General features: G+C 57.6%; 10 protein-coding genes. 7 read left to right on the plus strand and 3 right to left on the minus strand.

Annotated features, from left to right (window positions below; genetic code table 11):
- The first annotated feature begins 8 nt into the window (after positions 1-8).
- From gnpA to ACGG9J_RS03910, 6 genes are all read left to right on the plus strand, one after another.
- Entirely contained in the window at positions 9-2204 is a 2196-nt protein-coding gene (gene gnpA / locus ACGG9J_RS03885; protein ID WP_390133791.1) for a 1,3-beta-galactosyl-N-acetylhexosamine phosphorylase, read from the plus strand.
- Positions 2191-3270 carry a phosphotransferase enzyme family protein gene (locus ACGG9J_RS03890; protein WP_390133793.1) on the plus strand — a complete coding sequence of 360 codons (1080 nt, stop codon included), beginning with the start codon at positions 2191-2193 and terminating at the stop codon, positions 3268-3270. Before gnpA ends, ACGG9J_RS03890 begins: the two co-directional genes overlap by 14 nt.
- Positions 3267-4799 carry a galactose-1-phosphate uridylyltransferase gene (locus tag ACGG9J_RS03895; RefSeq protein WP_390133795.1) on the plus strand — a complete coding sequence of 511 codons (1533 nt, stop codon included), beginning with the start codon at positions 3267-3269 and terminating at the stop codon, positions 4797-4799. The genes ACGG9J_RS03890 and ACGG9J_RS03895 overlap by 4 nt, the downstream gene beginning before the upstream one ends.
- Positions 4800-4858: 59 nt before the next feature.
- Positions 4859-5599 (plus strand): SDR family oxidoreductase, encoded by a 741-nt coding sequence (locus tag ACGG9J_RS03900; protein WP_390133797.1) that lies wholly within the window; start codon positions 4859-4861, stop codon positions 5597-5599.
- A gap of 90 nt (positions 5600-5689) precedes the next feature.
- Complete coding sequence (locus tag ACGG9J_RS03905; RefSeq protein ID WP_390133799.1) at positions 5690-6082, plus strand: TIGR02328 family protein; 393 nt, start codon at positions 5690-5692, stop codon at positions 6080-6082.
- Between the two features lie 89 nt (positions 6083-6171).
- Positions 6172-6876 (plus strand): hypothetical protein, encoded by a 705-nt coding sequence (locus tag ACGG9J_RS03910; protein WP_390133801.1) that lies wholly within the window; start codon positions 6172-6174, stop codon positions 6874-6876.
- Here the strand turns inward: ACGG9J_RS03910 and ACGG9J_RS03915 are convergent.
- From ACGG9J_RS03915 to ACGG9J_RS03925, 3 genes are all read right to left on the minus strand, one after another.
- Positions 6863-7324 (minus strand): MFS transporter, encoded by a 462-nt coding sequence (locus tag ACGG9J_RS03915; protein ID WP_390133803.1) that lies wholly within the window; start codon positions 7322-7324, stop codon positions 6863-6865. The genes ACGG9J_RS03910 and ACGG9J_RS03915 overlap by 14 nt on opposite strands.
- Positions 7325-7379: 55 nt before the next feature.
- Positions 7380-7673: a hypothetical protein gene (locus ACGG9J_RS03920; RefSeq protein ID WP_390133805.1), complete on the minus strand. Its 294-nt coding sequence runs from the start codon at positions 7671-7673 to the stop codon at positions 7380-7382.
- Positions 7674-7762: 89 nt separating this feature from the next.
- Complete coding sequence (locus ACGG9J_RS03925) at positions 7763-8194, minus strand: hypothetical protein (protein ID WP_390133807.1); 432 nt, start codon at positions 8192-8194, stop codon at positions 7763-7765.
- On the opposite strand from ACGG9J_RS03925, the gene ACGG9J_RS03930 reads away from it, so the two are divergent.
- Complete coding sequence (locus ACGG9J_RS03930; protein WP_390133809.1) at positions 8172-12932, plus strand: Spy0128 family protein; 4761 nt, start codon at positions 8172-8174, stop codon at positions 12930-12932. The genes ACGG9J_RS03925 and ACGG9J_RS03930 overlap by 23 nt on opposite strands.
- The last annotated feature ends 124 nt before the right edge of the window (positions 12933-13056 follow it).

Here is a 13056-nt window from a genome sequence, read left to right on the forward strand (position 1 = left end):
GCTGACATATGAGCACCACAGGCCGATTCACGTTGCCTGGCGAGGAGCATTTCGTCAAGCAAACCGAGGAGCTTTGCCAACGGTGGGGGGCGGATGCCATCCGCAACTCCGACGGCACCAGTCTGGACAAGGAACTTCTGGGGCTGGGCAAGAAAGTCTACAGCGCATATTTCCCGGCCAGAGGCTATAACGAGTGGATCCGCGAGCATATGGACGAGACGCCACAGGTCTTCCTGCTGACCGATCGGGTTCTGGCTCAGAACGGGCGGGTCGACATCGATCTGATGGCCAGCTTCTTCGATCAGCAATTCACCCCCAACCGCGATGACGACCCCCACCGATACTGGGAGGTGATAGACCGGACCACCGGTGCGGTGCTGCCCGACGAATCCTGGAATCTGGATCCCGTCTTGGACCGCGTCCACATCGAGGGTGCCATGCCGATGCATGAATATACGGTCACCTTCCTGGCCCGAATCATCTGGGATCCCGTGGAGATGTACAACCACCTGACCAACGACTGGGGCGACCGGGAGCACCAGATTCCTCTGGATATCTACCACCCTGCCACCCGCGACTTCGCCATGAAGGCTTTCGCCCGATGGCTGGATGAGAATCCCTCCACCGACGTGGTTCGCTTCACCACCTTCTTCTATCAGTTCACGCTGCTCTACGACCAGGATCAGCAGGAAAAGATCGTCGACTGGCTGGGCTACGCCTGTACGGTCAGCCCTAGAGCCATCGAGGATTTCTCACAGGAGTACGGATACCGCCCACGGGCCGAGGACTTCGTTCGGAACGGCACCTACAATTCCTCCTTCCTGGTGCCCACGCGAACACAGCGCGACTGGATGGACTTCATCAGCCGTTTCGTAAGGGACAATGCGGCCACGATGGTCGACATGACCCACGCAGCCGGCAAGGAAGCAATGATGTTCCTAGGCGACCAGTGGATCGGCACCGAACCCTATCGGCCCGGGTTCTCCGATCTCAAACTGGATGCCGTGGTCGGATCCGTCGGCGACGGAACCACCCTGCGCATGATCGCCGACGTCCCCGGCGTCCGATACACCGAGGGGCGATTTCTTCCATATTTCTTCCCTGACACCTTCCATGAGGGCAACGACCCCAGCATCGAGGGCTTGGACAACTGGAGGAAGGCCCGACGGGCCATCCTGCGCAGCCCCATATCCCGCATGGGCTACGGCGGCTACCCCTCACTTGCGATGAAGTTCCCCAAGTTCGTGGACACCGTAGCAGCCATCGCCGAGGAGTTCCGCGACCTGCACCGGCACACCGGAAGCCGCCCAGCCGCCACACAGCTGACCGTTGCGGTGCTCAACTCCTGGGGGGCCATGCGCTCCTGGATGGCCTACACCGTGGCCCACGCCCTGCCCAACCAGCAGACTGCCTCCTACTATGGCATCCTGGAGGCCCTCTCGGGCATGCGAGTCTCCGTCCGTTTCATCAGCTTTGACGATTTGCTGAATCAGGGCGTAGACCCGGACATCGACGTCATCATCTGCGGCGGTCCGGAAGGCACCGCCTTCAGCGGCGGAGCGGTTTGGAAGAACCCTGAGCTGATCCGGATCCTGCGCACTTGGACGGAGAACGGCGGCGGCCTGATCGGAGTCGGCCAGCCCACGGCTCTGGACTGGCAGGGACGCTTCTTCCAGCTGGCTGATATCTTCGGCGTGGATCAGGAGCGCTACTGGACACTTTCTGTGGACAAACACTTCACTCCACCCATCCAAGACCACTTCATCATCCATGATCTGCCGGAGAATGCCCCTGCCGACTTCGGCCATCCGATTCTCGACACCTACCCCATCGATGGACGTACAGACCTGCTCAAAGCCGATGGCGGCCAGGTCCAGCTGGCTGTGCGCGACTATGGCAACGGACGCGGAGTATACCTGTCTGGCCTGCCCTATTCGGCAGTCAACGCCCGCCTGCTGGAGCGAGCCCTGTTCTGGGCGGCCCGCAAGGAGGGTCAGTACCGGAAGTGGAGCAGCGACAATCCTGAATGCGAGGTGGCCGTCTTTCCGCAGGCCGGAACCTTCTGCGTGATCAACAACAGCGGAATGGAGCAGAGGACCGAGATCCATCTTCCCGGCGGAGCAAGCCGAGTCCTTGACCTGGAACCCTCCGCCATGGTCTGGCAGCCGCTGCCTTCGGAAAAGAGGGATCATGAAAATCGATGAGAGCACACCACGTCAGGCGGCGGAACATTTCGCCATGGAAGGCAACCTGGAGGACGTCACCCCCTACGGCAACGGGCATATCAATGTCACCTACCTGGCCAGGACCGACCGGCACCGGTACATTCTGCAGCAGATGAACACGACAGTTTTCCCAGACACTGCTGCCCTGATGCACAACATCGAGCTGGTCACCGATTTCCTGCGCACGCAAGGACAGGAGACCCTGGACATCGTGCCCACCAATCAGGGCGCATCCTGGTACCAAAGCGACCAAGGGGCCTGGCGGGTCTACAAATTCATCGAGCACACGCGATCCTACGAGATGGTGCCCAACCCTCAGGTCTTTCGCAACGCCGGAGACGCTTTTGGACGTTTCCAGAATTATCTGGCCGGCTTCGATGCCTCCCAGCTAAACGTGACCATCCCCCATTTCCATGACACGCCCAAGCGCTTCCGTGATCTGATGACAGCTGTGGAGAATGACCGCCGAGGCCGGGTCAAGGAATGCCTGGAGGAGATTGATTTCTTCCGACAGCGCGCGGATCGTTACGACACCGTGATGAAGGGCCTGGCAGATGGGACCATCCCCCTGAGGGTGACCCACAACGATACCAAGCTCAACAACATTCTCATGGACGAGACCACCGGCCAAGCCAGGGCAATCATCGATCTGGACACGATCATGCCCGGCTCGATGCTCTTCGACTTCGGGGATTCCATCCGCTTCGGGGCCTCCACTGCGCTGGAGGACGAGCAGGACTTGGGGAAGGTGCACTTTGACATTGATCTTTTCCAGGCCTACGCCCAAGGGTTCATCGGGGCAGTCCGCTCAAGCATCACCGATCGGGAAGCCCGGCTGCTTCCCCTGAGCGCCGTGCTGATGACCGAGGAATGCGGCATGCGATTCCTGACCGACTACCTGCAGGGGGACACCTACTTCGCTGTCGCCTATCCTGAGCACAATCTGGTGCGCTGCCGCACCCAAGTGACTCTGGCCCGTCATATGGAAAAATCCACAGATGAGACTGCCAGCATGGTCAGGCAAATCATGGAGGCCACCAGATGAGCCTACGGACAGATCCACGGGAGTCTGAAAAACAACCTGCCCTGGATGCAGACCTGGATGCCCTTCTGGACTTTGCTCGTCGACATCTGGAATTGGACGAGCGCGACACGGACTGGACGCGCAACCGTCTGCTGGCGCTGCTGGATTTGGACTCCTATACTCCTGGCGACCGGGCTGCCGCGCAAGGATCGACGAGTCAAGGCTCTACAGCCGAAGAGATCACCGACTTGCTGGCGGCTTTTTGCCGGGATGCCCACGCCGCAGGCGTATTCACAGCCGATCGGGATGCAGCGGTCACTGATCGCATCATGGGCCAGATCACCCGTTCCCCATCCCAGGTGGCCGACAGATTCGCCGCTGTTGAGGCAGAAAAGGGACCCATGGCCGCCATGCGCTGGCTCTATGGCTACGGGATCGCATCGGCCTACATCAAAAAAACCGACTTGGATCACAACCCCAGGTTCGAGTCCCAGGGCCTGATCATCACCATCAACCAGGCCAAACCCGAGTTCCGCACCATGGCCAAAGCCGCAGCCGGCAATCGGGTAGGCAGCGGCTACCCGGCATGCACCATATGCAGGACCAACGAAGGTTTCGCCGGACGAGGCAGAAGCACCCTGCGCACTCTAGGCATGACCCTCGGCGGCCATCCCTGGTTCTGGCAGTTCTCCCCCTACGGCTACTTCGACCAGCACGGCATATGCGTCAATGCGGAACACAGACCCATGCGTGTGGACCGAGAGACTTTTGGCAATCTTCTGGACTTCGTGGATCGTTTCCCGGGCTACTTCCTAGGGTGCAACGCCGCCCTGCCGGGAATCGGCGGGTCAGTGCTGGCCCACGACCACTACCAGGGCGGAGGAGAGATCCTGCCTCTGCATAAGGCGCCGGCCAGAATGGCCATGTCCCTGCCTGACACGTCTGGCATTCTGATCGAGATTCCGGACTGGCCAGGCACGGCCATCCGCCTGATAGGCCACGATCGGGAGGCCATCATCGAGGTAAGCGACCTGATCCGGCGCGGCTGGATCGATTACTCCGACGAAACTCTGAACATCCGCCCACAGGGTCCCCGGGGCCGTCAATCAGCGCTCTCGCCCAGTGCGCTCATCACTGATCGGGGATACGAGATGAACCTGATTCTGCGCAACAACGGGGTCAGCGAGCAGTATCCGGACGGCATCTTCCACGTTCATCCTGAATTCTACGCCATCAAGCAGGAGCCCATTGGATTAATCGAAGCCCAGGGTCTCTTCGTTCTGCCAGGTCGCTTGGTGCCCCAGCTGACAAGACTTGCCCGGGCCCTGGAAGACGGCGAGGATCTTCCAGTGTCCTTGAAAGAATTCCGCAATCAGTGGGATGAGCTGACGGTCATGCTGGGGGGATCGCGCGATCCTCAACGGATTCGTTCGGCCATACGCCGGGAGTTGGGCGATGTCTGCAAGCGGATCCTAGGCAACACCGCAGTATTCAAGGATCCTATGCAGACCCGGGCCTTCCTGCTCGGACTGGGATTCATCGATAGATAGCGTGTGCATGCCATCGCATAGGATGGAATACGACAGCACATCTCTATAAAGGAGTGGATATGACTGATCGTCTACAAGGTAAGGTAGCCATCATCACCGGAGGAACCGGCGGCATGGGCGTGGGCATCGCCGAATGCTTCGTCCGTGAGGGAGCCAAGGTGGCCCTTACCGACATCAAGGAGAGCGATGCCTCCCGCAGCTTCATGCAGGAGCACCCCGGACAGGTCGTCTTCCACACACTGGACGTGACTGATGAGGACCAGTGGGTCTCCACCATCGACACCGTTGAAAAGGAGCTGGGCCAGCTGACTACCGTGGTCAACAATGCCGGCATCGGCGATAAGGGTGTCACCATGGACGAGGAAAGCTACGATGACTGGAAGAAGATCATCGCCATCAACCTGAACGGAACCTTCCTGGGCACAAAGCATGGCATGCGGGTCATGAAAGGCCGCGGCGGATCCATTATCAACATCTCCTCCATCGAAGGCTTCGTGGGTCTGAGCCGGGCCGGAGCCTACAACGCCAGCAAGGGCGGCACCAGGCTGCTCACCAAGTCCGCTGCTCTGGATTCCGCTAACAACGGTTACGGCGTTCGCATCAACTCGGTCCATCCCGGATTCATCAAGACTCCTCTGATCAGCCAAAGCCTTGAGGACAGGATGAGCAAGCTGACGCCCCTGGGCCATATCGGCGAGCCTCAGGACATCGGCGAGATCTGCGTCTATCTGGCCAGTGACGAATCCAAGTTCGCGCTGGGTGCCGAATTCGTTGTGGACGGCGGATTCATCGCCCAGTAAGGAATTCCAGTAAGGAATTGCCGGAACCCCTCTCTCTGCCAGTCCGCTTTACAGCGATGCAAGCGGCTAGGCTGAAAGAGGGGTTCATCTATGACCCCGATGAGGGGGGTCGTCATGCGACTGTGGCATCAGGACCTGATCCCGCTGCTTCCCAGACAGCAGCTGCTGGGCCAGCATCGGGAGATCACTGCCCTGCGTGGCCTGGGCTGGGGACGACGGCATGCCACCGTTGACTATGTCTTTCTCCACTCCCCATACAAGCTCTTTCAGTTTCATCTATTAGTCATGGCGACCATGCGCGAGCGCGGCTACCATCCCGATCCTGCTTGGTACGACCCGCTCTACCGCGGCAGGCATTGCCCTCCCTATGAGGACCTTGCTGAAGTACCGTTGACAGCCCCCGTCTATCCTGAGCACAATGCAGCCTATCTACAGGAATGCTTGAAGAATCTGGCAGGAAAAGGCATCCATCCGACCATCTGACGGTTGCTCCTGGATGGCATGAGACCACATACAACAGCGATGTACGATTTTGCTTGGGACTACGTTGAAGATATTGAAGGAAAGTGTCCATGCCCATCATCGATGTCATTAATCTCATCCTTAATTCCATCACAGCCTTAGCCACAGTTGTGGCCATTCCCGCGACCATCGTGTACTCCGCCCGGCAGATGAAGACAACCTTCGCCAAGGACGATGAACGGCGCAGCTATGACCTCTACCAGACCCTGCTCAAGCAAGCTTCACGAGTTGATGTTTGGGAGTCCAAGACCGCTCGGACCGAAGATCAGAAGCAGGGGGCCGATGAACATCTGATCATCACCAACCACAGCGAGGGCACCATCCGTAAGGTCTCGATCCTGGTTCATTGGAATCTGCTGGACCAGACACGCTTACAAGCCATCAGTCTTCAGAACAATACAGCCAACTATTATCGGGCGCCTGGATTCGGCAATCATCACGCTTGGCGGACACTGCCAACGGGGGACTGGGTCATCTCTATGGACCCTGATAAACGATTCGTCTGGAGCCTTCCTGCCATCTGCCCTCAGCCTCTCTTCGAATCCCCCCGCTTTCTGGATAGAGGGGATCGTCAAGGCCGGTATCGACTGACTGCTGTGGCCATAAAATTCACTGATGTGTATGGCAATGTATGGGAGCGGCTGTTCGAATCCGAGTATCTGCCCAGAGACTGTGCTGCTCGGCTCTATCTACTGGATTCACCTGACAACCGGTTAGCGGAGTTTTGCCAGTCAAAGAGCATCATTCCCGAGTGAGTCCAGCTGCCGAGGGCACCAGGAGGGTGGCCGCCGCCAGCAGGAGCGCCAAAGGCAGCAGGGCCGGTCTGACACCGGTGTGGTCGGCCAAAAATCCGATAGCCGGAGGAATGATCCAAGAGACCCGGTAGCAGGCAGTTGAGATGGCTGAAGCCCGCTGGGCTGCCATGGCCGGATCCCTGGTTGCCAGAGTGGTGACGCTGGGCACACCCAGAGCAGCCCTGATGCCCCAGATCCCAGTACCCACAAGACTGAGCACGAAAAAGGGCGAAAGAGCGTAGATAAGGATGCCCAGGGCCGGGACCAGCAGAGCAAGAACCAGCGAGCGCATGTTTCCGAACCGCTCGATCAGTTGGGTTCCCAGCAGCCTTGAGACGATCATGGCTGCAGCGAAAATCGTGGGAGCCAGACCTGCCTGAGACTCGGGGACACCGAAGGTATCGACCAAGCCAGTCCCGCTCCAATCATTGACGGCACCTTCGCTGCCTCGAGGGCTACATTGATCAGGGCAAGCATAAGAACCAGGGCATCGCCCCAGGCTGCCAACTGCCTGTCGAAGGCGGATGATCGCCCTGAACCAGCATGCCGATCAGAGCACCGCATCCGCCCAAGATAGTCATTAGAGCCAGGCCCGAAGGCTGCGGACCTAAGCGTACCTTGACTGTTGGCAGTCGCGAAATCCAAGCAGAAGTACCGATGCCCATGATGACGAAGAGACCATAAACGGCCAGCCGTTCGCGCATTCCACGGCCCATGGATCCTGCCCCCGTTGACCCACGACGATCGCGTTCAATCATGCGCCCCTCCTTGCTTTGCCCATAATCGATCTTTTCTCCGCAGGCTCACAGCAATAGAGGAATACTTTGTATACTGATTTATAGAAGCATCATATACAGTCGACCGGATGACCTGAAGAAGACGCCCCGGCACGACGCCCAAGACGGTCGTCGGCGCTCAAAAGGAGAAACGTGGCAAAGGGTAATTTGAGCGGAAGATTCCTGGCCGGCCTCATGGCAATGGCCATGTTGATACCTACCATGGCGGCAGCCGATGGCGAACAAACTGCAGATGCCCAAACCACCGCCTCCACCTCGGCATCGGTGCCGACGCAAGCGCAACAGGATGGGCAAAGGGCAGCGACATCAGCAAAATCTGCATCATCCAAATCAGACCAGTCCTCATTGGTCCAATCCAACGCGGCTCGATCTGTGCAAACAGAAAAATCCACCTCTTCAGACCAGTCAATGCCAGTCCAATCCATTGGCCCGCCGGCCAGCAGGTCGAATACAAAGGACATGCTGGACACTGACGATGCCATAGTCACCTCGTTGGCCCCATCCTCCCGAGACACAGGCACCGCTCCTTTCGACAAGGACGACGCCGCCGGTAACGACCATGATGCAGACAATGACATTGTGCGCTCCTTCGACAGGGTGTCATACACCTACTCCTTTGACGTGAATGCCCGAGATGAAGCAAACGCTTACCGCCGCGCCCGAATAGGATTCAGATTCACGCTGAACCAGCCTGCCGATAAGGTCAGCTTTGATCTGGACTCAATGGGCTGGGTGGACACAAGCACAGGCTACAAACCCGAACTGTCCACAGAAACCATCGAGGGCCAACCTGCCCAGGTGCTTACCGTCTACCGACTGCTCACCCCCACGCAGGATTCGCCTACCGTAATTCCAGGCAAATCCCGCGTCAGCCTGGTTCTATGGGTCCGTAACATGGCCAACGGCAGCAAATTTGCTCCCAAGGTAGAGGCCTGGGGCGCTCCAGACGCCAGCACCATGACCGATCCGGCTTCATTCACCTCCGATCCTGTTACCGTCTCGGCCAAGCTCAACCTCAACCTGCGAATTACCGGCGGGGCCAGTGACGCGTCCAGCAATCAAGATTTCGACTTCCGCACTCCGGAAGCACAAAACTACATCAACCATCAGCTTGGAAAACGCAAGGGGATCATCAGCAAGTTCAACTGGGCCGTAGATATGCGCTGGCCCGACCGCACCAAGGGCCTCAAGGGTCTGGAGGTGCCTGCCGGCCCCATTACTTTCTCCTTCTCTTTGAGCAACGCCTGGCAGAACAAGGACGGAAACCCTCATGACCAGAAAGCCGAGCTGCAGCCATACTTCTGGGATATTGGCACCATTGACGGCGGTTTCACCAACAGCGGGCGCAATACTGCCGACCAGGGCTGGAATCCTCGTCTCAACAACTATGACTACGCCCGTGCAACTGGCGGTCATGCCGGAGTGGATCGGGTCCAAGGCAACGGCAAATACAGCCTGGATGAACAGCAGCGCGATGAGCAGGGTCTCAAAGTAAAGCTGACTTTGAAGGGCTACCAGGCGAACGACCCGTTTCCCAAGCTGGGGCATACTTATGCCCCAAACGTTGAATGCACGCCGATTCTGGCCTCAACCAATTGCAAACGCGCAGAGGTGGGCGAAATCTCCGCTGGTTACCTCTATGTCTTCAACCCCTCCACAATCGAGAACAAGGATGTCGCCGATTACTACGGCCAGACCGGACTCAGCCTGCATGCCACAATCAATGACGGCGGACTCGAGGCAACTTCGGCATCAGGAACGAAGCTGCCATCAGCCTCGAGTGTCATGGGTGCAGACAACCAAACAGTCCAAACCGACGACGAGCGAAAAGATGTCGTCTTTACCCAGGATCATGCCAAGCCCTCAAGCATCCGCAATATCATCCAGTACAGTTGCCTGTATGAGCCCAATTACTTCGATGATGGAGTAGATTGCGGCTGGTGGAATGCGCCTGACACCCTACGGGGAACCGATTCAGCCATGGCTGGAACTCAGGTGCGTGTCATGGCCGGCTTCAAATTCACAACCAGCAAGGATGAACTGCCTCTGTTGGGACTAACCCTGGTCAAGATAGACCCGAGTGTTATCAAACTGCCTGACCCTGGTGAGCTCAACCTGCCCTGGGACGGCAATGGCCTCTGGCAGGATGCCTCCAACGACGTCAAAGGCGGTTCCAAGTCTCCGACAATGGTCAAGTATGCCGCCAAGCCAGATGGTTCCACCTGGAAAAACGATGACGAGCAGGCCAAGGCTGATATCAAAGACCTCAGTTTCTATGATACGCCGAAAGCTGCGCAAGAGCAGGGGAAAACTGTCGTGGGCATACTCTTAGGAGCCCGCACTGCCGCGTCAGACGTCTTCGCCAATAGTGACAACGCTCACTATGGATTCGGAGGGTTTCTGGTCAATGTACGGGCAGATGCCCCGGTGGGATCGGTGGCCCAGCTGACCTCGGTTTCACGAGCCTTCAGTCGCGACCAACTGGCAGACAAAGCCCATTTGGATGCCAATAATTCCAGCAATCAGGACTGGGAGAATTGGGCTGAGGCACAAGACCCCTACAAGCTGTTTCAGGAGACCACCCCCCACTTCCAGACGGCCATGAATGGGTACAAGAAGGCCAGCTACGACCAAACGACAGGTTACAAAGGCGATGACACTGGCGGCAATGAACAGGGCGATAGCCTCTATGTCGGCGGTCAGACCAACTATATTTCCAACACCACAGCACAAGGTTCTGATACGAACCGCAAGAAGAACTTCGACATAGACGATGACCAGCGTTACGCGGACTGGAAACTGTCCGTCAATATGGTGCCTTCAACAGCAGAAGCCGCTAAAGACGGCACCACCGAGCTCTACATAACGGACCAACTGCCCGCCAAGCTCCACTACATTCCTGGCAGCGCATATCTGGGCGGCACCTATACAGAGGGCACTCCAGAAATGGGTCATGTCGACCAAGGAGAAAGCCTCGAACCCAACGTGGTCACTAACGAGCAGGGGAAAACCACCCTGTCCTGGACTCTGACAAACATCAAAGTGAACGATAGCGGCCCCCACGTCATCTATTTCTCCACATATATTGGCGACACAACCGACCCAAGCAAAGACATAAACAGCGGCCCTGATGGCGAGGACCTAGAAACCCTTGCCTCGGTCAAGTCAAAAAACAACATGTCCCTGCCCAAAATCAACCGCAGGCCTGAAGTCAATCCTACTCTGAGGACCACGAGCAGCTTCAAAATCCACCCATTGAAAATCAATCCCACCAGCATGTCCACCTCAGCGCTGCAGACCATCAATGACTCTGGTAAGCCCATCGGATTCACCAACATGCTGAGCAGCGCTGCAGGCAGCGGCAAGGAACGTCACTACGCCATAGACATCATGCCTTACAACCAGCGGGCTGTCGACAATCCCAACCTCCAGGGATCGACTCTTACCGATATGAGCGTAAAAGCCGCAGGGAGTGATCTGAGCGGGCTTACCATCAAATTTACGCTCGATGAACAATGGCGGACGCGTGATACGCGATCTATAAAATCTGCAGATTACCAATCCTGGGAGCCAGCCACTTTAAATCAGGAGACAGGCAAGGTGACCATGCCAAAAAACGCGGTTGCCTGGGTCTTCATCGTAAGCAATCAGTCCGGAAAGTTCCGCTATGACATCACCTTCCACATAGATCCCGGAGACAATGGCCCCGGTGATCTCTACCTAAACCGCTGGGGAAATTCGCTCAACCAGGTTTCCGCCCAGGCGAGAGTAGCTCAACGTTCTGTCAGCGGTATGGTCTGGTACGATAAGAACGGTGACGGAATATGCTCTGAGGATGACCCTCGGCTCAAAGATGTCAAAGTCACCCTCTTGGACACGCAAAACAACCCTGTCAATTCAGTCGTCTCCCCCTATAAAAAGCTGACCACGGAAACTGATGGCGAAGGCAAGTACACGCTGACCAATATGCCTGCCGGACATTTCCGCTTGCGGTTTGAACCGGCCTCGGGTACTGACTGGACTCATCTCACCACAACAATCCCAGGGGCTGATAAAGCTTCTCCGAGCATGAACTCTTCAGCCAGCAATCTTGTCGATGGCGGAAAGCTGGTAGGCGCGTACATCGACAAGATCAACTTCGCGGAAGCCGAAGAGATGGTTGCGGCCAGCCAGTCTCTGGACTATAACAACTGCGGTCTGACAGGAACGATGGATACCGATGAAGCGTCTGCTGGAGTCAAAGTACAGATCAAAGGCAGGAACTGGCTCCGTACAGACTCCTTCACATTGACTGTCGAGCCCCTGTCTGGCGCACCGTCCGCAGCGTTGCCCAGCCAAATCATCATCAACGCCGACAACCAAGATACCCAGGTGCCCATCAACACGCATGCCCTGCTCAGCGACGGCAGCTACAAGTACCGTGTACACCAGGAAGCAGGTTCCATTCCTGGCCTGACATATGGTCAGAATAATGCAATCCTTACCATCACTTTGAAAAGCGACGTAAACCGGTTGCGCCGTACCGCCAAGGCGGAGTGGGCTGACGACGATGGCAACAAGATAGGCAAGGCGCTCTTCACCAACGCCTACAAGGCCCAGCCCACCCAGGTCCGGCTCACCGCCTTCAAACGCATGGACGGCAGAAGCCTGAAGGACGGGGAATTCTCCTTCCGCCTGTACGACAAGGACGGCAACCAGCTGGACGAGGCAGCCAACAAGGCTGACGGGAAGATCGAATTCACCCCCCAGACCCTGAGCAAGCCCGGCGACTACGCCTACTCCGTGCGCGAGGTCCAGGGCAGCCTCGACGGCATCGCCTACGACCAGTCCACCGCCCAGATCGCCGTCCACGTCAGCGACGACCTCAACGGCCAGCTCCAGGCCGCCATCCAAGGCAACAACCCTACCTTCACCAACGCCTACAAAGCCCAGCCGGATAACCCGGACAACCCTGGCAACTCCGGAGAGCATGACGAGGCGAATCCGCCAGCAGAACCGAGCAATCCAGGCCAAACCGACTCTGACGGTCAAAAAACGGCTTCAGGAAACCGGCCTTCTGACGGCCAGGCGAAATCCTCTACAGGTTCCGCAGCCTTGGCTGCCTCCGGCTCAGACGTAGTCATGCCTGTAGCGTTGACTGTCGGCACTGTCATCCTCGGCCTGGCACTGACCTGCCTGCTTCGGCGTCGCCGAAATCAGGACATCGACCTAGGCAGATAATTCTCTGCACGCGAACATAGCCGGACCTATTCCTCACTAGAGACAGGCACCCATGGTGAACATCATGGTGCCTGTTCCTATTTGCAGATGAAATTTGGTATCCTTGCAATTGGAAGGAATCTCG

This window comes from Bifidobacterium apicola (assembly GCF_042846865.1).
Classification (GTDB): domain Bacteria; phylum Actinomycetota; class Actinomycetes; order Actinomycetales; family Bifidobacteriaceae; genus Bombiscardovia; species Bombiscardovia apicola.

Excerpts from the sequence above, each read along its gene's own strand:
- ACGG9J_RS03900 (WP_390133797.1), top strand. The coding sequence starts at position 4,859 with ATGACTGATCGTCTACAAGGTAAGGTAGCCATCATCACCGGAGGAACC.
- gnpA (WP_390133791.1), top strand. The coding sequence starts at position 9 with ATGAGCACCACAGGCCGATTCACGTTGCCTGGCGAGGAGCATTTCGTC.
- ACGG9J_RS03910 (WP_390133801.1), top strand. The coding sequence starts at position 6,172 with ATGCCCATCATCGATGTCATTAATCTCATCCTTAATTCCATCACAGCC.
- ACGG9J_RS03920 (WP_390133805.1), bottom strand. The coding sequence starts at position 7,673 with ATGATTGAACGCGATCGTCGTGGGTCAACGGGGGCAGGATCCATGGGC.
- ACGG9J_RS03930 (WP_390133809.1), top strand. The coding sequence starts at position 8,172 with ATGCTGGACACTGACGATGCCATAGTCACCTCGTTGGCCCCATCCTCC.
- ACGG9J_RS03925 (WP_390133807.1), bottom strand. The coding sequence starts at position 8,194 with ATGGCATCGTCAGTGTCCAGCATGTCCTTTGTATTCGACCTGCTGGCC.
- ACGG9J_RS03895 (WP_390133795.1), top strand. The coding sequence starts at position 3,267 with ATGAGCCTACGGACAGATCCACGGGAGTCTGAAAAACAACCTGCCCTG.
- ACGG9J_RS03890 (WP_390133793.1), top strand. The coding sequence starts at position 2,191 with ATGAAAATCGATGAGAGCACACCACGTCAGGCGGCGGAACATTTCGCC.
- ACGG9J_RS03905 (WP_390133799.1), top strand. The coding sequence starts at position 5,690 with ATGACCCCGATGAGGGGGGTCGTCATGCGACTGTGGCATCAGGACCTG.